At 65.0% G+C, this 21,761-nt stretch carries 15 protein-coding genes and 1 other RNA gene; 6 read left to right on the forward strand and 10 right to left on the reverse strand.

Annotation, left to right across the window (positions count from 1 at the left end; all coding sequences use genetic code 11):
• Window positions 1–66 precede the first annotated feature (66 nt).
• From rfbB to rfbC, 4 genes are read left to right on the forward strand one after another with little or no spacing between them, the layout of a single operon-like run.
• Entirely contained in the window at window positions 67–1,128 is a 1,062-nt protein-coding gene (rfbB, locus tag B0T39_RS04250) for a dTDP-glucose 4,6-dehydratase (RefSeq protein WP_081544949.1), read from the forward strand.
• Entirely contained in the window at window positions 1,121–2,047 is a 927-nt protein-coding gene (gene rfbD, locus B0T39_RS04255; RefSeq protein WP_081544950.1) for a dTDP-4-dehydrorhamnose reductase, read from the forward strand. Before rfbB ends, rfbD begins: the two co-directional genes overlap by 8 nt.
• The gene (rfbA, locus tag B0T39_RS04260; protein ID WP_081544951.1) at window positions 2,044–2,931 is read left to right on the forward strand and encodes a glucose-1-phosphate thymidylyltransferase RfbA; all 888 of its coding nucleotides are present in this window, start codon (window positions 2,044–2,046) and stop codon (window positions 2,929–2,931) included. Before rfbD ends, rfbA begins: the two co-directional genes overlap by 4 nt.
• 16 nt (window positions 2,932–2,947) lie before the next feature.
• Window positions 2,948–3,493: a dTDP-4-dehydrorhamnose 3,5-epimerase gene (gene rfbC / locus B0T39_RS04265; protein ID WP_081544952.1), complete on the forward strand. Its 546-nt coding sequence runs from the start codon at window positions 2,948–2,950 to the stop codon at window positions 3,491–3,493.
• Between the two features lie 69 nt (window positions 3,494–3,562).
• On the opposite strand, the gene purD is transcribed toward rfbC, so the two are convergent.
• The 6 genes from purD to rnpB all read right to left on the reverse strand — a co-directional run bounded on the left by purD (window position 3,563) and on the right by rnpB (window position 9,074).
• Window positions 3,563–4,840, reverse strand: a complete 1,278-nt coding sequence (gene purD, locus B0T39_RS04270) for a phosphoribosylamine--glycine ligase (protein WP_081544953.1) — start codon at window positions 4,838–4,840, stop codon at window positions 3,563–3,565.
• A 57-nt stretch (window positions 4,841–4,897) separates the two neighbouring features.
• Window positions 4,898–5,455, reverse strand: a complete 558-nt coding sequence (gene pagP / locus B0T39_RS04275; RefSeq protein ID WP_081544990.1) for a lipid IV(A) palmitoyltransferase PagP — start codon at window positions 5,453–5,455, stop codon at window positions 4,898–4,900.
• Between the two features lie 65 nt (window positions 5,456–5,520).
• Window positions 5,521–7,098, reverse strand: a complete 1,578-nt coding sequence (gene purH, locus B0T39_RS04280) for a bifunctional phosphoribosylaminoimidazolecarboxamide formyltransferase/IMP cyclohydrolase (protein WP_081544954.1) — start codon at window positions 7,096–7,098, stop codon at window positions 5,521–5,523.
• A gap of 73 nt (window positions 7,099–7,171) precedes the next feature.
• Window positions 7,172–7,408, reverse strand: a complete 237-nt coding sequence (gene fis, locus B0T39_RS04285; RefSeq protein ID WP_019100932.1) for a DNA-binding transcriptional regulator Fis — start codon at window positions 7,406–7,408, stop codon at window positions 7,172–7,174.
• 30 nt (window positions 7,409–7,438) lie between these two features.
• Window positions 7,439–8,482, reverse strand: a complete 1,044-nt coding sequence (gene dusB / locus B0T39_RS04290; RefSeq protein ID WP_081544955.1) for a tRNA dihydrouridine synthase DusB — start codon at window positions 8,480–8,482, stop codon at window positions 7,439–7,441.
• Between the two features lie 128 nt (window positions 8,483–8,610).
• Window positions 8,611–9,074: RNase P RNA component class A (rnpB, locus tag B0T39_RS04295), an RNA gene on the reverse strand.
• A gap of 106 nt (window positions 9,075–9,180) precedes the next feature.
• Here rnpB and B0T39_RS04300 point away from each other — a divergent pair.
• The gene (locus B0T39_RS04300) at window positions 9,181–12,360 is read left to right on the forward strand and encodes a bifunctional diguanylate cyclase/phosphodiesterase (RefSeq protein ID WP_081544956.1); all 3,180 of its coding nucleotides are present in this window, start codon (window positions 9,181–9,183) and stop codon (window positions 12,358–12,360) included.
• Window positions 12,361–12,409: 49 nt separating this feature from the next.
• Here the strand turns inward: B0T39_RS04300 and B0T39_RS04305 are convergent, their stop codons facing one another.
• Together B0T39_RS04305 and B0T39_RS04310 are read right to left on the reverse strand one after the other, a co-directional pair.
• Window positions 12,410–13,702, reverse strand: coding sequence for an MFS transporter (locus B0T39_RS04305; RefSeq protein WP_081544957.1), 1,293 nt, complete (start codon window positions 13,700–13,702; stop codon window positions 12,410–12,412).
• Window positions 13,699–14,892, reverse strand: a complete 1,194-nt coding sequence (locus B0T39_RS04310; RefSeq protein WP_081544958.1) for a M20 aminoacylase family protein — start codon at window positions 14,890–14,892, stop codon at window positions 13,699–13,701. The genes B0T39_RS04305 and B0T39_RS04310 overlap by 4 nt, the downstream gene beginning before the upstream one ends.
• Before the next feature lie 164 nt (window positions 14,893–15,056).
• Between B0T39_RS04310 and B0T39_RS04315 the strand changes: the two genes are divergently transcribed.
• Window positions 15,057–16,004, forward strand: coding sequence for a LysR family transcriptional regulator (locus tag B0T39_RS04315; protein WP_081544959.1), 948 nt, complete (start codon window positions 15,057–15,059; stop codon window positions 16,002–16,004).
• A 57-nt stretch (window positions 16,005–16,061) separates the two neighbouring features.
• Here B0T39_RS04315 and B0T39_RS04320 read toward each other — a convergent pair whose 3' ends face one another.
• Window positions 16,062–19,874: a translocation/assembly module TamB domain-containing protein gene (locus B0T39_RS04320; RefSeq protein ID WP_081544960.1), complete on the reverse strand. Its 3,813-nt coding sequence runs from the start codon at window positions 19,872–19,874 to the stop codon at window positions 16,062–16,064.
• A 13-nt stretch (window positions 19,875–19,887) separates the two neighbouring features.
• A complete protein-coding gene (locus tag B0T39_RS04325; protein WP_039754324.1) occupies window positions 19,888–21,630 on the reverse strand; it encodes an autotransporter assembly complex protein TamA in 1,743 nt (580 codons plus the stop codon).
• Between the last annotated feature and the right edge of the window lie 131 nt (window positions 21,631–21,761).

A 21,761-nucleotide genomic window follows, 5' to 3' on the forward strand; every position in this document is an offset into this window, starting at 1 on the left:
GGCCTTACAAACAGCCGCCCTCTCTAATATTTATTTTTGAGCACGCAGCAATACTGAAAGAACAATATGAGCATTTTGGTAACCGGCGGCGCCGGCTTCATCGGCGGCAATTTCGTGCTGGACTGGCTGGCACAGAGCGATGAACGCATCATCAACCTCGACGCGCTGACCTACGCCGGCAATCTCGACACTCTGAAAACGCTTGAACAGGACTCGCGCCACGTCTTCGTGCGCGGAGACATCGGCGACCACGCGCTGGTCAGCGCCCTGCTGGCAGAGCACCAGCCGCGGGCGGTGATCAATTTCGCCGCGGAAAGCCATGTCGACCGCTCCATCCACGGGCCGGGCGACTTCATCCAGACCAATGTGGTGGGCACCTTCAATCTGCTGGAGAGCGTGCGCGGCTACTGGACAGGGCTGGCGGACGCGGACCGCACCGCCTTCCGCCTGCTGCACGTGTCCACCGACGAAGTCTACGGCACGCTGGGACCCGACGACGCGCCCTTCTCCGAGCGCCACCGCTATGAGCCCAACAGCCCCTACTCGGCGTCCAAGGCCGCGTCCGACCACCTGGTGCGCGCCTGGCACCACACCTACGGCCTGCCGGTGCTGACCACCAATTGCAGTAACAACTACGGCCCCTATCATTTCCCGGAAAAGTTGATTCCGCTGGTGATCCTCAACGCCCTGGCCGGCAAGCCGCTGCCCATCTACGGCGACGGCTGCCAGGTGCGCGACTGGCTCTACGTCAGAGACCATTGCTCCGCCATACGCCGCGTGCTGGAAGCCGGCGCGCCGGGCGAAACCTATAACGTCGGCGGCTGGAACGAAAAAACCAATCTGGACGTAGTGAAGACCATCTGCGCGCTGCTGGACGAACTGGCGCCGCACGCCAACCCGGCTCGCCGCTACGCCGAGCAGATCGCCTTCGTCGCCGATCGCCCCGGCCACGACCGCCGCTACGCGATAGACGCGCGCAAGCTGGAGCGTGAATTGGGCTGGAAACCACAGGAAACCTTCGATAGCGGCATTCGCAAAACCGTAGCCTGGTATCTGCAACATCAAGACTGGGTGGCCAACGTCAGCAGCGGCGCCTATCGCGACTGGGTGAACCAGCACTATGGCTGAACGCGCTCCCACCATACTGCTGACCGGGGTCAACGGCCAGCTCGGTCATCAGCTGCGGACCGCGCTGGCGCCGCTGGGCAATATCGTCGCGTTGAACCGGACCGAACTGGACCTGAGCCAGGCCGCCAGCATCCTCCAGGCACTGGAGCGCCACCAGCCCGACATCATCGTCAACCCCGCCGCTTACACCGCAGTGGACCGCGCCGAGAGCGAGGTGGAGCAAGCGCATGCGGTCAACGCCGCCGCGCCGGGGCTGCTGGCGCAGTGGGCGGCGCGGCGACAAGCGCTCTTGCTGCATTACTCCACTGACTATGTGTTCGACGGCGCTGGCGAACGGCCTTGGCGCGAGGACGACCCGGCCCGGCCGCGCTCGGTCTACGGCCAGAGCAAATGGGAGGGCGAGGAGGCGGTGCGCGCCGCCGCGCCTCGGCATTTGATCCTCCGCACCAGTTGGGTATTCGGCGCCCATGGCGGCAATTTCCTGAAGACCATTCTGCGCCTGGCCCGGGAGCGCGACAGCTTGCGGGTGGTCGCCGATCAGATCGGCGCGCCCACCTCCACCGCGCTGATCGCCGACGTGACCGTGGCGCTGCTGCGCGACTATCTGCGCAAGCCGGCCGACTTCGCCTACGGCAGCTACCACCTGGCGGCGCAGGGCGAAACCAGCTGGCACGGCTATGCCCGCTTCCTGGTCGCCGAGGCGGAAAAACTGGGCTGCACGCTGCGGCTGTCGCCCGCCGACATCGCACCCATCGCCACCGCCGACTACCCATTGCCGGCTCCCCGCCCCGCCAACTCCCGGCTCGACTGCGCCAAGCTGCAGCGGACCTTCGGCCTCGCGCTGCCATGCTGGGAAAGCGGCGTCGAACAAGTGCTGGCCGAACTCGCCGCCCAGCCGCAACAGAAAGAGATCCAATGACTCAGGCACGCAAAGGCATCATCCTGGCCGGCGGCTCCGGCACCCGGCTCTACCCGGCCACCATTTCGGTCAGCAAGCAATTGCTGCCCATCTACGACAAGCCGATGATCTACTATCCGCTGACCACGCTGATGCTGGCCGGCATCCGCGAGATCCTGATCATCTCCACCCCACAGGACACGCCGCGCTTCGAACAGCTGCTGGGCGACGGCGGCCAATGGGGCATCCAGCTGCAATACGCGGTGCAGCCCAGCCCGGACGGCCTGGCCCAGGCCTTCATCATCGGCGAGGATTTCCTGGCCGGCGCGCCGTCCGCGTTGGTGCTGGGCGACAACATCTATTACGGCCACGACTTTTCCGCCTTGCTGCAGGACGCCAACGCCAAGCGTAGCGGCGCCAGCGTGTTCGCCTATCGCGTCAACGACCCGGAGCGCTACGGCGTAGTGGCCTTCGACGCCGACGGCCAGGCCCTGTCCATCGAGGAAAAGCCGGCGCAGCCCAAATCCAATTACGCGGTAACCGGCTTGTACTTCTACGACGAGCAGGTAGTCGACATCGCCAAGTCCATCAAACCCTCGCCGCGCGGCGAACTGGAGATCACCGACGTCAACAACGTCTATTTGCAACAGGGACAGCTATCGGTGCAAACCATGGGCCGCGGCTACGCCTGGCTGGACACCGGCACGCATGAATCGATGCTGGAAGCCAGCCAGTTCATCGCCACCATCGAAAGTCGCCAAGGCCTGAAAGTGGCCTGCCCGGAAGAAGTGGCTTACCGCTCCGGCTGGATAGGCGACGAACAGGTACGCCAGCTAGCCAAACCGCTGCAGAAAACCGGCTACGGCCGTTATCTGTTGGCGATGCTGGATCAGCCAGTCTATTGATACCGACGAGCAACGCATGAATATCATCAACACCGTCATTTCCGACGTCAAAATCATCGAGCCCACCGTGTTCGGCGACGAGCGCGGCTTCTTCTTCGAAAGCTTCAATCAGCAGCGCTTCGAAGCCGCCGTCGGCTGCTCAGTCCACTTCGTTCAGGACAATCACAGCCGTTCGGCCAAAGGCGTGCTGCGCGGCCTGCACTATCAATTGGCGCCGCACGCTCAAGGCAAGCTGGTTCGGGTGATCGAAGGCGAGGTCTTCGACGTCGCCGTCGACATCCGCCGCGGCTCGGCCAGTTTCGGCCAATGGGTGGGCGCGCGCCTGTCCGCCGCCAACAAGCGTCAGTTATGGGTGCCGCCGGGCTTCGCCCACGGCTTTCTCACCCTGTCGGACAGCGCCGAGTTTCTGTACAAGACCACGGATTATTGGTTCAAGGATCTGGAACGCGCCATTGCCTGGAACGACCCGGAGCTGGGCATCGCCTGGCCGCTGGACGAAGAGCCCCAACTGTCGCCTAAGGACGGCGCCGCGCCTGGCCTGCGCCAGGCCGAACTGGGCTGAGCTGGATCCAAGCCCGGAAATGAAAACAGCGCCGCTTGCGGCGCTGTTTCTCTATCAAACGGCAAGACGCTAATGTTTGCGGCCGATCGCGCGCGCGCCTATGTCGCGGCGCAACTGCTTGCCGGCGAACTGAATCTGGTCGGCCAACACGTAAGCCTTGCCCTGCGCCATCTTGACGCTGTCGCCCAGGCCTACCGCGCACAGCACGCGCCCGCCGTTGCTGCGCAGCTGCTTGCCCGCGTCCAGGCTGACGCCGGCGTGGAACACCATGCCGTCCTCGCTCTCCGGCGGAAGACCGCTGATCAGATCGCCCTTGCGCGGCGCTTCCGGATAGCCTTCGGCCGCCAGCACCACGCCCAGCGCCACGCGCCGGTCCCATTCCGCCTCCACCTGGTTCAGGCGGCCGTTGACGCCGGCTTCCAGCAGCACGGTAAAATCAGACTTCAGCCGCGCCATGATGGGCTGGGTTTCAGGATCGCCGAAGCGGCAATTGAACTCGATGGTATAAGGATTGCCCTGGGCATCTATCATCAGCCCGGCATAGAGAAAACCGGTATAGCTGTGGCCGTCCTTCTTCATGCCCAGCACCGTGGGCAGGATGATTTCGCGCATCACCCGGTTGTGCACCGCCGGCGTCACCACCGGCGCCGGGCTGTACGCGCCCATGCCGCCGGTGTTCGGGCCCTGATCATTGTCCAGCAGCCGCTTGTGGTCCTGGCTGGTGGCCATGGGCAGCACGTGGTCGCCGTCCACCATCACGATGAAGCTGGCCTCCTCGCCTTGCAGGAAGTCCTCGATCACCACGCGCGCGCCGGCGCTGCCCATCTTGTTGCCCACCAGCATGTCGTCGATGGCCGCGTGCGCCTCGTCCAGCGTCAAGGCCACCACCACGCCCTTGCCTGCGGCCAGGCCGTCGGCTTTGATCACGATGGGCGCGCCCTTGGCGTCGACATAAGCATGGGCGGCGGCAGCGTCGCTGAAGGTTTCATAAGCGGCGGTGGGGATGCCGTGGCGCTTCATGAAGGCCTTGGCGAAATCCTTGGAGCTTTCCAACTGCGCGCAGTATTGAGTGGGGCCGAATATCCGCAGCCCCTCGGCGCGGAAGGCGTCCACCACGCCGGCCGCCAACGGCGCTTCCGGGCCCACCACGGTCAGCTCGATTTTCTCCTGCTTGGCGAAAGCCACCCATTCCGCCACGCTGCCGAGCTCGACGTTGGTCAGATTGGGGTCCAGCGCGGTGCCGGCGTTGCCGGGCGCGACGAAGACCTTGGACACCCGGCGCGACTTGGCGATGCGCCAGGCCAGCGCGTGCTCGCGCCCGCCGGAGCCGATTACCAGTACTTTCATGTGCAATGCTCCACTCGTTTTTGCGGCGCGCCTCGGCGCACCGGATTTCTCATTCGATCACAATTGCCAACGCAACCAGGCAAACAGGACATTGCCGTTGTTATGCCCGCCCGGGATATAAGTGGCCTGCAAGGCCAGGCGGCGGTATTCCACCGACACCAGCGGCAGCACCGCCGGCAGCGGCGCATAACTGTAGTCCGAGCGCGCGGTGACGCCGGCGGTAAAGCCCGCGCCCAAGCGCCAGCCATCCAGCGGACGCCACATTTTTTGGAAGGCGTAGCCCACGAAGGGCTCCACATCCTTATGCGAATCAAGGAAGGCCATCGCGTACACCGCGTGCCAATCGCCGTCGGCGTCGTAGCGATAACGTCCCGCACCCAAGCCCCACGGCCGTTCGTTGAACTGCTTGATCTTCTCTCTATCGTAGAAGGCCCGGTTGTGCCACGTCACCGCCGGCACGTACAGCTCGTACTGGTCGGAACGCCAGGCCGCCTCGATATTAGCGCGGCCGCGTTGCCAGAAACCTTGCGATTCGGCGGCCGGCTCTTCGGCCCGCGCCGCCAGGCTGCAGGACGCCAACAAGCCGGCGCCCAGCCAACAGACAATTGCTCTCATCAGAAAAACAACAAATCCATGCAAAGAAGCCGGCATGCCGGCCTCCTCCGGTTAATCGGAAAAACTCAGTGGCGGAAGTGACGCACTCCGGTCAGCACCATCGCGATGCCATGCTCGTCGGCGGCGGCGAAGACTTCTTCGTCGCGCATCGAACCACCCGGCTGGATGATGGCCTTGATTCCCTGTTCGGCGATGACGTCGATGCCGTCGCGGAAGGGGAAGAAGGCGTCGGACGACGCCACCGCGCCCTGCAGGCTCAAGCCGGCGTCCGCCGCCTTGCGCGCCGCGATGCGGGTGGAGTCCACGCGGCTCATCTGACCGGCGCCGATACCGGCAGTCTGACCATTTTTACAGAAAACAATTGCATTCGACTTCACATATTTCGCCACGCGCCAGGCAAACAACAGGTCGGACAGCTCCTGCGGCGTCGGTTGACGTTGGGTCACCACGCGCAACTCGTCCAGGCCCACATTGCGGATGTCCGGCGTCTGCACCAGCACGCCGCCGCCAACGCGCTTCAGTTCGAAGCGGTTGGAGCCGGCTTCCAACGGAATTTCCAGCACGCGCACATTCTTCTTGGCGGCGATGACGGCCTTGGCTTCCTCGGTGAAAGCCGGCGCGATCAACACTTCCAGGAACTGGCCGGTCACCGCTTCCACCGTGGGGGCGTCCACCGGGCGGTTGAAGGCGATGATGCCGCCGAAAGCGCTGGTGGTGTCGGTGGCGAAAGCCAGCCGATAGGCGCTTAGCGTGTCGCCCGCCACCGCCACGCCGCAGGGGTTGGCGTGCTTCACGATGACGCAGGCGGTATCCTCGAAGGTCTTCACTGCCTCCCAGGCGGCGTCGGCGTCGGCGATATTGTTGTAGGACAGTTCCTTGCCTTGCAGCTGGCGGTAATTGGCGATGGAGCCGGCGGCCGGGTCCAGATCGCGGTAGAAGGCGGCCGCCTGGTGCGGGTTCTCTCCGTAACGCATGCCCTGAACTTTGACGAACTGAGCGTTGAGGCGTTTGGGGAAGGCCACGCGTTCCGGCTTGCCCGCCAGCGCGCCGTCGGCCAGGCTGGTCAGATAGTTGGAAATGGCGCCGTCGTAGGCCGCGGTGTGAGTGAAGGCCTTCTTGGCCAACTCAAAGCGAGTGGCCTTGGACAGCGCGCCGCCGTTGGCGCGCATTTCCTCGGCCAGCGCCGCGTAATCGGCGGCGTCGGTGACGATGGCCACGTGCGCCCAGTTCTTGGCGGCGGAACGCACCATGGTCGGCCCGCCGATGTCGATGTTCTCAATCGCGTCTTCCAGCTCGCAGTCCGGATTGGCGATGGTGGCTTCAAACGGGTAGAGGTTGACGCAGACCAGATCGATGTTGCCGATATCGTGCTCGGCCATCTTGGCCACGTGTTCCGGCAGATCACGGCGGCCCAGGATGCCGCCGTGCACTTTCGGATGCAAGGTCTTGACCCGGCCGTCCAGCATTTCCGGGAAGCCGGTGTAGTCGGACACCTCGGTCACCGACACGCCGGCGTCGGCCAGCAGTTTGGCGGTGCCGCCGGTGGACAGGATGTGCACGCCTTGGGAGGCCAGGGCCTGGGCGAATTCCAGAATGCCGCTCTTGTCGGAGACGCTGATCAGCGCGCGTTCGATTTTGCTCATGGTTCTCTACCGCGTTAACTAAAAAGGAACACAAAAAAAACCGGCCACCCTATTCGGTATGGCCGGTTTGTCTTCATATCAAATCATAAGACTTCATCTTTTTGCGCAGGGTGTTGCGGTTCAATCCCAGCAACTCCGCCGCCCGGGTCTGATTGCCCTGGGTGTGTATCAGCACCACCTCGAGCAATGGCTTTTCCACGCAAGCCAACACCATGTCGTAGATGGCGGAGGGGTTCTCGCCATCCAGGTCCCTGAAATACTGTTCCATCGCCAGCCGCACCGACTGCGAGATATGGTCATTGTTCTGCATGGTTATTATTCTGTCCAAGTCTGATTGGAATTAGCCATCCACCACCGTCTCCAGGTCGTGGTCCAACGCTTCCCCAGCGCCATCCAAATACACCAGCCGTTCGGAGTCCCCCGCCAAACGGTCGAAGTAAGCCGCCACGGCCAAGCGCTGTTCCGCCGTGGACTCGAGTTGGTACATCTGCTGGCGGAACGCATTTCCGCCCTGCAGTCCCTTGGTGTACCAGGCGATGTGCTTGCGGGCGATGCGGCAGCCCGAGTATTCGCCGTAAAACTGGTATAGCTCATCCAGATGCCCCAGCAAGAGCTGGCGGATCTCGCTCACCTCCGGCGGCGGCAGGCATTCGCCGCTATCCAGAAAATGCTGAATTTCGCGGAAAATCCACGGCCGGCCCTGGGCCGCCCGTCCTATCATGATGGCATCGGCGCCGGTATGTTCCAGCACCCACTGTGCTTTCTGCGGGGTATCGATGTCGCCGTTGGCGATCAACGGAATCCGGATCTGCCGCTTCACCTCGCGTATCGTGTCGTACTCGGCCGCGCCGCGATACATATCCTCGCGGGTGCGGCCGTGCAAGGCCAGCGCGGCAATGCCGCAATCCTCCGCCAGCCTGGCCACCCTCAAGGCGTTACGGTGCTCAGGGCTCCAACCGGTACGCGTCTTCAGCGTCACCGGCACGTCCACCGCCTTGACCACCGCCTCCAGGATGCGGCCCACCAGCGCCTCGTCGCGCAGCAGCGCCGAACCAGCGGCCACATTGCACACCTTTTTGGCCGGACAGCCCATATTGATGTCGATGATCTGCGCGCCGCGCTCCACGTTGAGCCGCGCCGCCTCGGCCATTTGCGCCGGATCGGAACCGGCGATCTGCACCGAGATCGGCTCCACCTCGCCGGCGTGATCGGCGCGGCGCAAGGTCTTGGCCGTGGTCCACAGCGCCTTGTTGGAGGTGATCATTTCCGATACCGCCATGCCGGCGCCCAATTGCTTGCACAGCATGCGGAACGGTCTATCCGTCACCCCGGCCATGGGCGCCACGATCAGCCGGTTTTTCAATGTGTACGAACCAATGCGCATGCTTGCAAAACTCTGGGATAGCTGACTGAAGGGCCGGTATTGTAAAGCTTTTTCCCTGGGACGTGGATTTTTTTTGCTTATTTTTTGAGCAAACCCCATAGCGTCAAGCCATGGGATCGCGGGGATGAGGTGGAAGTTGGCCGATAAGCCGGGTCTTGTCGTTGGACAGTCATTCCTCTAGGCCTGCCGTTACCGACAGGCTCAAGCGACCTACCCGGGGATATACGCGAGCAACGTCAATTCCCCCTATTTGGTCTTGCTCCGGATGGGGTTTTGCCTGCCGTCCGTGTTACCACGTCCGCGGTGCGCTCTTACCGCAGAATAGGGCACCACACCCTACCTGTCCAACCGGACTCTCGCCCGGCCAGTACACCTTTTCACCCTTGCCTGATCCGTCCCGCCGCTTGCGCGGCGAAATAAAGAATCCACGCCCTTGCGGGCGCTTCTTCCGGCCATCGGCGGTTCAGCTCTCTGCGCCACTTTCCATCGCCTCACGGCGTCCGGCCGTTAACCGGCATCCTGCTCTACGGAGCCCGGACTTTCCTCCCCGCTCCTTCTTGCGAATTCGCGCGGCGACTGTCTGGCCAACTTCCGGCCGCCATTCTACCCGATTCCGCCCCGGCCGGCCCGACATTTTGCCATGACAAACGCGATAATCCCTTATACTGGCGGGTCCACCGAGCGATAACGACAAAAACATGGAGCTGAATCAGGCCAAGCTGTCCCGTCTGCAATTGTTTGGCACGCTCGCCATTGTGTTCATGCTGGCGCTGACCTTGTCCAGCTACTTCCTGCTGAGCAGCTGGAACGACTTCCAGACCCGCCAGCACACCATACGCCAGGACGCTTACGCCCGCGCGCGCGACTACCTGCGCTCCTACGCCGACCACGCCGCTCAAACCCTGTCCGCGCTGCGCGAACGCACCAACGACACCCTGAAGCAAAGGCTGCGCGAACAGGTGGACCAGGCCTGGAACCTGGCCGACGCCATCTGGCGCCAGGAACGCCTGCACCGCCCGCCTCATCAGGTGCAGCGGCTGATCGCGGAGGCGCTGCGGCCGCTGCGCTATTTCGACGGTCGCGGCTACTTCTTCATCGACGGCCTGGACGGGCGCTGCGTGCTGCTGCCCACCGCGCCGCAGTTGGAAGGCGGCTCGCTCCTGGCCAACCGCGACGACCAAGGCCGCTATATCATGCGCGCGCTGATCGAATCCGTGGACAACCCTCAACAGCGCGGCTTCAGCTCTTACCGCTGGTACCAGCCGGGCCGAGGCGAGATGAGCGAGAAAGTCGCCTACGCCCGCCGTTTCGGGCCCTACAACTGGCTGATAGGCAGCGGCGAGTATCTGAACAACGTCGAAACCGATATGCAGAAGCAAGGCCTGGAGATGCTGGCGCGGATGCGCTTCGGCCACGACAGCGGCGACTTCATGATCATAGACCGCCACGGAGTGATCTTGCTGGACCCGTCCAATCCGACGATGAACGGCAAGCACTACTCCGCCCTGCCCGGCGCCGACCGCGGCCGCATTGCTGAACTGATCCGCCGCGGCAAGCAAGGCGGTTTCATGGAATACCTGATCAGCAGCCTGGACGCGCCGCAAGGCGAGCGCTATCTGTCCTACGCGCGCCAACTGCCGGGCTGGGACTGGACCCTGGTCACCAGCCTGCGCGTGCAGTCCATCGAAGACAGCAGCCAACGGGCGCGACAGGAACTGGAGCGCAGTCTGCGCGAACGCATCGTCGCCACCTTGCTGCTGACCCTGGCCGCCCTCTTGGTCGCCGCGGCTTTCTGCTGGTTCTTCCTGCGCTGGCTCAACGCGCTGGTGCAGCGCTACCGCCAGGACCTGCAGCAAAGCCACCTCTCGCTGGAACAGCGCTCGCGCGACCTGCGCCTCAGCCACTTCATGGTGGACAACGCCACCGATCTGATCGCGTTGCGCAACGCCGCCGGCGACATCGTCTACTGCAATCAAGCGGCGCGCCAACGATTGGATTGCGGTTGTGACGCCGCAACGCTGACCCGCGCGCTGTTCCGTCCGGCCACGGACGCCCTGCCCCGCACCTTCGACACCCGGCTGCAGTGCTGCGGCGAAGAGCAATGGCTGGAGGTTACCGTCAGCCCGCTCAACTACCAGGGCGAAGACTATCTGTGCGCCACCGGCCGCGACATCACCGCCCGCCGCCAGACCGACCGCCAACTGCGGCTGGCCGCCAAGGTGTTCGAATCCAGCAACGAGGCCATCCTGGTCACCGACCCGGACAACCACATCCTGGCGGTCAACCGCGCCTTCTGCGCGATCACCGGCTACGAAGAGAGCGAGGCGCTGGGCCAGACTCCCGCCCTGCTCGCCTCCGGCCGTCACGAACCGGCCTTCTTCGAAAACATGTGGCAGCAGCTGACCCAGCGCGGCCAATGGTCCGGCGAGATCTGGAACCGCCGCAAGAACGGCGACATCTTCCCGGAATGGCTGAACATCAGCGTGCTGCAAAACGAACAGGGCGAAATCAGCCATTACGTGGCGCTGTTCACCGACATCTCCGAACGCAAGGAGCAAGAGGCGCGGGTCCAGCACCTGGCCGAGTACGACGCGCTGACAGACCTGCCCAACCGCGTGCTGATCAACGACCGGCTGCAGCAGGCGATCCGCCAGGCCGAGTTGCGTCAGGGCCAGCTGGCGGTGCTGTTCGTCGATCTGGATCACTTCAAGAACATCAACGACACCCTGGGCCACGGCTTGGGCGACGAGCTGTTGAAACAGGCGGCCGGCCGCCTAGGCGCCGCGGTGGGCGCGCTGGACACTGTCGGCCGCACCGGCGGCGACGAGTTCGTGCTCATCCTGCCGTCCATCGATCAGCCCGGCGAGGCCGCGCAAGTGGCCGAACGCGTGCTGGCCGCGATGCAACGCCCCTTCGACATCGGCGCCCACCAGCTTACCGTCAGTTGCAGCATAGGCATCAGCCTGATGCCGGACGACGGCCGCGACCTGCAGAATCTGCTGATGAACGCCGATCTCGCCATGTACCACGCCAAGGCGCACGGCCGCAGCACCTTCCGCTTCTACACCCGGGAAATGAACGTGGAAGTGGCCGAACGGCTGCATCTGGAAACCCGGCTGCGCCGCGCCATCGAACATGGCGAGCTCTATCTGGTTTATCAGCCGCAGTTCAATATGAGCGGCGAGCGCCTGCTCGGCTGCGAGGCGCTGGTGCGCTGGCGCGATCCGGAACACGGCTTGATCATGCCCTCGCGCTTCATTCCCATCGCAGAGGACACCGGCCTGGTGGTGCCGCTGGGACGCTGGGTGCTGGGCGAAGCTTGCCGCCAGGCGGCGCAATGGTACGACAGCGGCCTGCGCCCGGTGCGCATGGCGGTGAATGTCTCGGCGCGGCAACTGACGCGGCCGGACTTCGTCGACGACGTGCGCGACGCACTGCAAAGCAGCGGTTTGCCCGGCTACTGCCTTGAGATCGAAGTCACCGAAAGCACGCTGATGGAGGACGCGGATTTCGCCGCGCGCCAGTTGGCGGTGATCAAGGCGATGGGCGTGCGCTTGTCGATAGACGATTTCGGCACCGGCTACTCCAGCCTGGCCTATCTGAAGCGCTTTGCGCCGGACACCATCAAAATAGACCGCTCCTTCATCATCGATCTACCGCAGGACGAGGAAAACGCGGCCATCGTCTCCGCCATCGTTCACCTGGCCAACGCGCTGGGCATGGACACGCTGGCCGAGGGCGTCGAACACCCGCAGCAGCAAATCTACCTGGGCAAGCTGGGCTGCTCGGCGATGCAGGGCTATCTGCTGGGCGCGCCGCTGTCGGCCGAGGCGATGGAACAACGGATGGACGCCTTGCGGCAGCGACTGTCCGTCTGAATCCAGGCCGGCGCATGGCGGGGCCGGATTCAGACGAAGGCCGCCAGTCTCAATCCAGCGGCCGGTTCGCCGTTTCCGGCACCATCGCCAGCCCAATCAACGACGCCAACATGCATAGCCCCGCGTACAAGGCCGGCGCATTGGGATCTCCGGTCAACTTGATCAGACCGGCGGCGAAAAACTGAGCGAAACCGCCGAAAATCATCACCCCCACGCAATAAACAATGGACATGCCGCTGGCGCGGATGCGACGCGGAAACAGCTCCGGCAGCAAGGCGATGCTGGGCACCGAGGTATACACCAACGGCAAGGTCAATATCGCCACCACCAAGAGCAGCACCGGCCAGCTAGACGCCGCGTTGACCAACATGAAGCCCGGATAGATCAACAGCAGTAGCAACAAGCGCGGCCACAGGATGGACTTGCGCCGGCCGATGCGGTCGCTCCAGCGCCCGGCCGGCACCGACAACAGCACTTGCAGCAAGGCCGCGGTCGACGCGGCCCAGATCGCCACCGCCAAGGGCATGCCTAGCACCGTCACCGCGTGGTTGGCCAGATAATGGCCGACGATGAAGGTAGGCGCCGTGCCGCCTATGGTCAACAACACCCCAGCCAGCAGTTGCCGCCAATGCCGCCGCAACAAAGGGCCGGCCGGCTCCACCGCCGCCCGCGGCGCAACCGCCGACGACGCGGTCTCGTCCAGTTGGTGGCGAATGTACTCGCCCACCGGGATCGCCAACACGCCGATGGCGAATACCAGCCGCCAACCCCAGGCATCCATCGCGGCCGTGGACAATATGCCGCTAAGCAAACTCACCGTCAGCGTGCCGGCCAACACCCCCAGCCCCTGGCTGAACAACTGCCAGCTACAGTAATAGCCGCGCGACCTATCATCGGCGTACTCCATCAGCATGGAGGTGGCCGCGCCTACCTGGCCGCCGACGGCGAAGCCCTGCACCAGCCGCCCCAACACCACCAGCACCGGCCCAAGCAAGCCGGCCTGCGCATAGGTGGGCGCCACCACGAACAACAGCGAGCCTATCGCCATCAACCACAGGCTGAGCCGCAAAGCCGGCTTGCGTCCCTTGCGGTCCGCGTACAGGCCGATGACGATGCCGCCTATCGGCCGGCTGATGAAACCGGTACCGAACACCGCGAAGGACAGCATCAGCTGCAACAACGGCTCGTCGCTGAACGGAAAAAACAAGCGCCCCATCAAGGTGGCCAGCGCGCTGTAGACGATGAAATCGTAGAACTCCAACGCATTGCCCACGGTGATGGCGATGATCGCGCGCCGGCTGGGCGCGGCCGGCCGCGCGGCCGCCCATTGCGCCGCCGTCATTGCCCATCCCCAGCCGCGCCGCCCAAATAACGCTCCACCAGTTTGACCCAGTAGCTGGCTCCTACCGGCAAGACATCATCGTTAAAGTCGTAGCCTGGGTTGTGCACCATGCAGCCGCCCTCTCCATCGCCGTTGCCGATGATCAGATAACAGCCCGGCACCTGCTCCAGCCAGAAGGCGAAATCCTCACTGCCGGTCAGCGGCGGCATCTCCGCCGCCACCCCATCCTCGCCCAGCCAGTCCAGCGCCACCTGCCGCGCCAGCGCGGTGGCCGATGCATCGTTGATCAATACCGGATAGCCATATTGATAATCCACCTCGGCGCGCGCGCCGAAACCGGCGGCCTGCGCTTCGGCCAACGCTTCGATCCGCTGCCGCAGCAAAGCGCGCACCTCCGGCCGCAAGGCGCGGACGCTCAAACGCATTTCCGCGCTCTCCGGAATCACGTTCGGCGCCTCCCCGGCCAGGATCGCCCCCACCGTCACCACGGCCATGTCCAGCGGAGGCACATTGCGCGCCACCACGCTTTGCAAGGCCATCACCAGCGAAGCCGCCACCACGATGGGGTCCACCGCCTTGTGCGGCATCGCGCCGTGACCGCCGGTGGCGTGGATGCGAATCACCGCGGTGTCGGTGGAAGCCATGAACGGACCGGGCCGGAAACCCAGCTGCCCCACGGGAAAGCCCGGCATATTGTGCATGGCGAAGATGGCGTCGCAGGGGAACAAGCGGAACAGGCCGTCGTCCAGCATGCGCTTGGCGCCGGAGCCGCCATGCCCCTCCTCCGCGGGCTGGAAAAAGAGATGCACGGTGCCGCTAAAGCTGTCGCGCCGCGCCAGCTCGCAGGCTGCGGCCAGCAGCATCGCGGTATGGCCGTCATGGCCGCAGGCGTGCATTTTTCCCTCGACGTGGCTGGCCCAGGGCAAGCCGGTGCTTTCCTGGATCGGCAGCGCGTCCATGTCCGCGCGCAGACCTATGCGCGGCCCCTCGCCGCGGCGCAGGGTGCCGACCACGCCGGTGACGCCCAATCCTTCGTGGATCTCGTAGCCCCAGTCGCGTAGACAGCGGATCACCCGGCTACGGGTTTCCACCTCCTCGAAGCCTAATTCGGGGTGGGCGTGAATGTCGTGGCGCAGCGTGATCATCGCCGGGGCGATATCGCGGATGCCGGGCAGAATGTGAGCGTTCATGGCGTCGTCTCCTTATGGTGTCTATGGGCCTCTTGTCGCACACTGTCTTGGCGGCGATGGACGCGACGCCGCGACAGCGATCACAGACTAGCGGCAATAGTTAACAGGTGAATAGACTTGAGAAAGTGGTCGAGAACACTTCTGGTTGTCCACTTGGAGAAGAGATGAAACTGCAGCAACTGCAAGCGCTGATCGCGCTGGCCGACGGCGGCGGCATTCGCGCCGCCGCGCGCATGTTGGGTCTGTCCCAGGCCGCGGTCAGCAAGACGCTGCGCGAGCTGGAGCAAGAGCAGCGGCTGCCCCTGTTGCAGCGTCACGCCAGCGGCGCGCGGCTGACCGAGGCGGGTCAGGCGCTGCTGATCCATGCTCGCCAGGTGGCGATGCAGCTGGAGCGCGCCCACGGCGAAATGGAGGCGATGCGCGGCCAACGCGACGCCAGGCTATGCATAGGCGTCACGCCCTGGCTGGTGCCCACGCTATTGCCGGAAGTGGTGTTGCGCTTTCGCCAACGTCTGCCGGAAATCCGGCTGGAATTGTTCGAAGGCTTGCTGGCGGTGGCGCTGCCGCGCTTGCGCGACGGCCAGATGGATTTCGCCATCGGTCCGCTGTTCGAGCCGCTAGCGCAGGAATTCCATTGCCAGCCGCTGTTCAGCCATGGCGGCCGAGTGTTCGCCCGCAACGGCCATCCTGCCTTGCGCGCGCAGTCCTTGTCCGCGCTGCTGGAGCAGGATTGGGTGGTCAATTACAGCCCGGCCAGCTACCGCCACGTGCTGGACCGTCTATTCACCCGCCACGGCCTGGCAATCGCGCCGGAACGGCTGATCTGCGCGCAGTCGATGGCGCTGCTGGCCGGCCTGGTGCAGGCCGGCATGCTCAGCTACGGGCCGGAGCCCTTGTTGCTGTGTCCGGAATTCGCCGGCAAGGCCCAGGCCTTGTCGCTGCGGGAAGACATGGAGGAGATCGTCATCGGCGTGATCAGCCTGCAAGGGCAGGCTCACGGCTATGCCGCGCGCGGTTTCATCGATTGCCTGCGGCAGACGCTGCGCCAACGCATGCGCTCGGCCCAGCCGGAAAACCGGGCTTTGGCGCGGATGCTGACGCTGCGGTTTTAGAAGCGGTTCAAAACCGCTGCGCTCCGTCGATACGGCGTTGACCGGCGATTGCGTCGCTCAATCAAAGCGCAAGGTGTAACGCGACTCCACCGAGGCGTCGGTGCCGGCCCGCAACACCATCGACCAGCCCTTGCTCAGTTGATAGGCCAGCTTCACCGCCTGGTTCGCGCTGGTTACGCCGTACTCGAAGCCCAGATACAGTTCGCGGGTCAGCTGACGGCCCACCGTCACCACCTGCTCCGCCGGGCTCACCGTGCCGTTGGCCAAGGTTTTTTCCTTGCGGCTGGACACGCCCAGGTCGTCGAACAAGCCGATCTGGTCGTTGAGCGAACCAGCCAACATCATGCCGGCGGAGGCCGCCAAATCGTTGTCGTCGCGCTCGCCACTCGCCGCCCGGCCCAAGACCAGCCAGGCCAGCTTGTCCTTTTCCGACATCGGCTCGTCCGCGATCAGGCGCACCTTGGGCACCGACACCGAACCGCTGACCTCCACGCCGGCGCCCACCGGCGACAGGCGGCGCTTGGCGCGCACATTGAGCAGCGGATTATCCAGCGGGCCGTTGAAGGTGATGGCGCCGTACTCGATGTCCAGGTCCTGGCCGTAAGCCTTGTAACGGCCCTTGACCACGCGCACCTGACCCTTGGCGCCCGGCGCTTCGCCCGGGTTGGCGCTAACCCGCACCGAGCCGGTCAAGTCCACGTTCAGGCCCTGACCGGAGAAACGGAAGTGATCGCCCAGATCCAGATCCAGCGCCACCGTCAGCGGCATGCTGGCGAAGGCCGACGGCTCCGGCTCCGGCCGGCCCTTGACCATCACGTCGTCGCTCAAGCTGGGCGCGCCGAACTTGGGCAGGCCGATACGGCCTTGATCCGCGCGGAGATGGCCGGTCAGCGACAATTTGCCGGCCACCATCGCCAGCTCCGTGCGGCCGGACACCACCAGACGGCGGTTGGGACGGTCGAACACGCCGAACTTGCGTAACTCCACCGCCACCCGCGCATCCGGGGTGTCTCCGCTGAGATCCAGCGCTCCGTTGGCCGCCACCTCGCCTTCGCCGCCGGCGAAACGCAAGCGCTCCAACACCAGCTTGCGGCCGTCCAACCGCGCCAGCAGGCTGCCGTCGCCCAGGCGGATGCCGGTGCGGCGGTCGGCCAGCAATAATTTGTCGCCGCGTATCGTCCCTTGCGCCATAGGCTGGCTCAAGGCGCCGGTCAGCGCCAGATTGGCGCCGATCTGACCGCCCAGTTCCAAAGAAGGCCCAGCGAAGCTGGCCAGCGTCGCCAGCGAGGGCACGCTGGCGCTGACGGTGGCGTTGAGCGGGGTTTTGGCGTCGATGGCGCCGCCGTTCCACGGCACGGAACCTTTGCCTTGTAACTGGGCATAGCGGCTGTCCAGATTCAGGTCGAACAAGGCGCGGCCGCCGTCCAACGTCAGGGTGGCGACCGCGGTCTTCAAGCCCAGCGCCACGTCCTTGCCCTTGTCTCCCGGCAATTGCACATCGCCGCCGGCGCGGCGCAGCACGAATTGGCCCTTGGCGTTGGCCGCCAGATTCAGATTCCAGTCCGAGTCGAAGCTCAGATCCTGCTTCACCGGCAGGCTGAGCAAGGGGCCCAGCTCCGCCAGCCTCAAACCACGCGCGGAGCCGCGGGTGCTGAGCGCTCCGTTGGCCCCGCGGTTGAGTTCCGCCAGGGTAATGCTGCCGCCCAGCGCGGCCAAGCGGGCGTTGCCCACCTTGATCTGCTCGCCCAGCTCCAGCGCCACCGGTGCCAGCAGGCTGAGGCCGGGACGACCGCTCAACTCCAGCTTGCTCAAGGTGCCGGCCCAAGGCCCGGCCTCGCCGCGCAAGCCGCCGCTGGCCGCCAGTTGCAGCGCGTAGGGGTGATCGGCCAGTCGGAAACGTCCATCCAGCTGCAGGGCGTGGCGCGCGCGGGTGCCGTTGGCGCTGGCGCGCAATTGCTCGGCGCGGAAACCGCCGGCCTGCAGCGCGGCCACATCCAGTTTGAGCTGGAACGGGCTGTTCTGGTCGGCTTTGACGTTGCCGCTGAATTGCATGCTCTGCACAGCGATATTGCCCGGCAGCTTCAGACGGTCGGCTTGCAGATTGGCGCTGATCAACGGCGCCTTGGGCGTGCCAGCCAGTTCTCCCTGCCCCTTGACCACACCGGAGAAGCCGGGGCCGATCAGACCGAGGTTGGGCGCGTCGATCAAGAGTTTTAACTTGTCGCCGGCGGCGCCGTAAGCGCCGTTGGCCTGCAGCCGGTTCTGCGCCAGCCTCAGGTCGGCGCTGAGCGATTTCAGGCGTTCGCCCTGCAGTTGCAGGTCGGCGGCGCCGCTTAGCGGCGCGCCGGACAGCTTGCTGGGGGCGAATTGCAGCTTGGCCGCCACATTCAGCGGGCTGGCCAGTTGGCCCTTGGCCTGCAGACTGGCGTTGAGGTCGCCGCTGGGCAGGCCGGGCTTGAGCTTGGACGGGTCTGCGCGATTGAGCTTGCCGTTGAAATCGAACAACTGCTTGCCATCCAGCCCCAATTGGCCGGATAGAGCCAGGCTGCCCACGCCGGCGGTCAATTCCGCCTGCCGGATCAGCAGCGCCGGGTGCGGCGCCGGCGCAAAACCGACATTGGCCTTGGCCTGCAGGGTTTTGCCCTTGAGCTGGGCCAGGATGTTCGGACCGCTCAGGGGGCCGTCCAGCGTCACTCGGCCGTCCAGACTGTCGTCCGGCGCGTCGGCGTGCAATTGCCGCAGGCCCAGTTTGGAAATATCCAACGCCAGCTTGAGCCGGTCCGGCCGCACCTGGCCGGCCAGGCCGATTTCGCCGCCGGCGATCCGGGCGTGGGTGTTGAACAGCTCCAGCGCCTTGTCGTCGGCGCGGAACTCGCCGGCCAACAAGGACAGCGGCAAGCGCTGCTCGGACAAGGGGCCGGCCTGCTCGTTGAGCAGGGTCAGCCCGCCTTTGACGCGCTGGCCGGCGTCCGGCTCCGCAAACACCGCCAAGCTGAGTTTGGCGCGCGGCCATTCAGGCAGGATGGCTTGCGGATTGATGCCGGCCATGCGCGCGTCCAGCCGGGTGAAGCTGTTGAAGGGGTTGCTGGCGAAGGGCAGCAGGCCGCCCTTGACGTCGGCCACCAGGTCTTTGCCGGACAACTCGCCGTCAAAGCTCAGGTGCAGCAGATCGCCGCCCAGCGCCAGCCGCGCCTGATAGGGAATCTTGTCCAGTTCGCCGTCGGCGCTGAGCTTGCCCTGCAGCGCAAAGGGCTTGGCGTCGGCCAATTGCAGCGCCGCCGCGGCCTCGCCCCAGGGCGAACCCAGGCGCTTGAGCTTGAGATCGTGGCGCCGGCCGTCGTAGACGTAGCCGGCTTCCAGGCCGTAAAGCCGCAGCTTGGCGGGCTCCAGCGTTACGCTGGCCACGCTCAGCCGGTCCAGACGGATGCCCAGGGGCAAGGCTAGAGACTCCGGCGCACCGCTGGGCGGGGCGGCCGGCGTCGGTTTCACCGCCACCTTGACGTGGCCCACGGCCAATTGCCGCACCCACAATTGGCGCTGCCACAAGGCGCCAGGCCGCCAGTCCAGCTGCACGGACTCGATGTCCACGTCGCTGCCGGCGCTGCGCACGCGCACCTCGCTCAATTTGAAGCCGTCCCACAGCGTGCCTTCGGCGTGCTTGACGCTGACGGTGTTGCCGCTGAGGCCGCCCAGCGACTGCATCAGCCAGGCGAAACCGGTGCGGCTGCCGGTCAGCCAGGCGCTGGCGGCCAGCAGCAGCGCGACCAGCAACAAGGGCAGCCACAGCAGCCAGCGCCAACGACGGCGCTTGGGCTTGGCCGGCGGCGGCGGGGCGGTGTCGGGAGTGGGGGAGGTGTCGGTTTCGCTCATGAATGCATTCGGGTCAGAAGGCCAGGCCCAGGCTGAGGTTCCAGCGGATTTTGCCGTCGCGCTCCGCCTTGGCGAAGTCGAAGGCCAGCGGGGCCACCGGGCTCATCCAGCGCACGCCTACGCCGTTGGCGCGCTCCACCTGGAAGCCCTTCCAGCTCTGGCTGGCGTTGCCGGCGTCGGTGAACAACGCCAGATACCAGTCCGGCTTGATCGGGATTTGATACTCCAGGCTGCCGGTGGCCACCACGCGGCCGCCCAGCACCGAGCCGTTGGGGCCCGGCAGGCCCAAGCTCTGGTAATCGTAGCCACGCACGCTGTTGGCGCCGCCGGCGCGGAATAGGATGGAGGACGGCACCGCGTCCTTGTCGTTGGCCCACACTTGGCCCAGCTCCAGCCGGCCGACAAAGGTGCCGTACTTGGGAAACGGCGACCAGTATCCGACGGTGCGGGCGTAGCCGCGGACATAGGAGGTGGAGGACAGGGCGCTGCCGACCGTGCCGGAAAGCTGGAAGTCCAGCAAGACGCCGGAACGCGGCCGCATCAAATCGTCCACCGCGCGCTGGGTCCAGCCGTAGACCAGCTGCAAGGCGCGGGTGTCCTTGTTGGACACGCCGCCGGCCTCCTCGCTTTCCATCAGGTACTGCAGGCCGAGGCGCGCCTCGATATTGCCGCGAGTACGGGTGCGCCAGCCGCCCACATCGCTGCTGCGGGTTTTCAGGCCCTGCACGTCGTCGGTCTTGAAAGCGCTGGTGATGGAGTGGGAATAGCCGTCGGACTGGCGCGGAAAGCCCAGACCCAACGACAGCGATTGCTGGTTTTTCTTCCAGTTGGTCACCAGCGAGCCGGTGTAGCCGCGGCGGAAGATATTGTAATGGTCGTAACCGACGCGCACGCCAGGGCCGTCGCCGGAGTCGTAGATCAAGCCCAGCTCCAGCTTCTGGCGCGGCATTTCGGTGACGTCCACTTCCACCGGCACCCGGTGGGTCTCCGGGTCGATACGGGCCATGTCGGCGCTGACCACCACATTGGAGAAATGCGGCGCCTGCTCTAGCGCCGACTGGTAATCAAAAATTTTCTGCAGCCGGTAGGCGGTGCCGGGGGAGAAATCCGCCAAGCCGGTGGCGATCTTTTCCGGATAACGCTTCATGCCTTTGACGGTGATGTCGCCGAACAGGATCACCGGGCCGCTGTCGATGTCCACCACCAGTTGCGCGCGGCGGGTGGCCGGATCGATTTCCGCCACGCTTTTGCTGATCTGCGCTCTGGGGAAGCGGTCGGCGGTGATCAGACGCATCACCGCGCGCTTGCTGCCGTCCCAGTCGGATTGTCGATAAGGCGCGCCCATCGGCAGCGACCAGGCCTCCAGCACCGCGGCGAAGCGTTGCTGGAAATCGCCTTCGTCGCGTATCGGCCCGTTCAGGCGAATGGTGACGTCGTCGATCAGCGTGGGTTCGCCGGGCTTGACCTCGATCACGTACTGCCGGGCGCTTTCTTCGCGCACAGTGACGCGCGCGTCGAAGTAACCCTCGGTCTCCAGCAGCTTGCGCGCGTCCTCCGGGGTGCTCCGCACCAGTTCGGTCAGCAGCGTTTCGTCCATTTCTTCTTCCAGACGGCTGGTGACCAATTCCAGATTGTCTTGCAACAAGCCGGCCAGGCCGGAAGGCGCGTCGACGCGCACGCTGTAATCGAGCTTGGCCCAGGCGGGCGCAGCCGACAGCAATAAGATCAATGAAATAAGCAGGCGGGAGCTTGGCATGGTCCGATTCGTTTGGTGTCGAGGCCATGGTAACGAAACTTGCGGCGGCTGGCGAGAAGCGGCTGGGCGGCTTCAAAATCGCGGGGACAGGCCGGCGTTTTCTTAAACCAAAAGCTTAATTTATATTCAAT

The organism is Chromobacterium haemolyticum, from assembly GCF_002081825.1.
GTDB classification, from domain to species: Bacteria; Pseudomonadota; Gammaproteobacteria; order Burkholderiales; family Chromobacteriaceae; genus Chromobacterium; species Chromobacterium fluminis.

What these genes read in the sequence shown, in the direction of transcription:
- rfbB (WP_081544949.1), top strand. Translation starts at nt 67, where the DNA reads ATGAGCATTTTGGTAACCGGCGGCGCCGGCTTCATCGGCGGCAATTTC.
- rfbD (WP_081544950.1), top strand. Translation starts at nt 1,121, where the DNA reads ATGGCTGAACGCGCTCCCACCATACTGCTGACCGGGGTCAACGGCCAG.
- rfbA (WP_081544951.1), top strand. Translation starts at nt 2,044, where the DNA reads ATGACTCAGGCACGCAAAGGCATCATCCTGGCCGGCGGCTCCGGCACC.
- rfbC (WP_081544952.1), top strand. Translation starts at nt 2,948, where the DNA reads ATGAATATCATCAACACCGTCATTTCCGACGTCAAAATCATCGAGCCC.
- purD (WP_081544953.1), bottom strand. Translation starts at nt 4,840, where the DNA reads ATGAAAGTACTGGTAATCGGCTCCGGCGGGCGCGAGCACGCGCTGGCC.
- pagP (WP_081544990.1), bottom strand. Translation starts at nt 5,455, where the DNA reads ATGAGAGCAATTGTCTGTTGGCTGGGCGCCGGCTTGTTGGCGTCCTGC.
- purH (WP_081544954.1), bottom strand. Translation starts at nt 7,098, where the DNA reads ATGAGCAAAATCGAACGCGCGCTGATCAGCGTCTCCGACAAGAGCGGC.
- fis (WP_019100932.1), bottom strand. Translation starts at nt 7,408, where the DNA reads ATGCAGAACAATGACCATATCTCGCAGTCGGTGCGGCTGGCGATGGAA.
- dusB (WP_081544955.1), bottom strand. Translation starts at nt 8,482, where the DNA reads ATGCGCATTGGTTCGTACACATTGAAAAACCGGCTGATCGTGGCGCCC.
- B0T39_RS04300 (WP_081544956.1), top strand. Translation starts at nt 9,181, where the DNA reads ATGGAGCTGAATCAGGCCAAGCTGTCCCGTCTGCAATTGTTTGGCACG.
- B0T39_RS04305 (WP_081544957.1), bottom strand. Translation starts at nt 13,702, where the DNA reads ATGACGGCGGCGCAATGGGCGGCCGCGCGGCCGGCCGCGCCCAGCCGG.
- B0T39_RS04310 (WP_081544958.1), bottom strand. Translation starts at nt 14,892, where the DNA reads ATGAACGCTCACATTCTGCCCGGCATCCGCGATATCGCCCCGGCGATG.
- B0T39_RS04315 (WP_081544959.1), top strand. Translation starts at nt 15,057, where the DNA reads ATGAAACTGCAGCAACTGCAAGCGCTGATCGCGCTGGCCGACGGCGGC.
- B0T39_RS04320 (WP_081544960.1), bottom strand. Translation starts at nt 19,874, where the DNA reads ATGAGCGAAACCGACACCTCCCCCACTCCCGACACCGCCCCGCCGCCG.
- B0T39_RS04325 (WP_039754324.1), bottom strand. Translation starts at nt 21,630, where the DNA reads ATGCCAAGCTCCCGCCTGCTTATTTCATTGATCTTATTGCTGTCGGCT.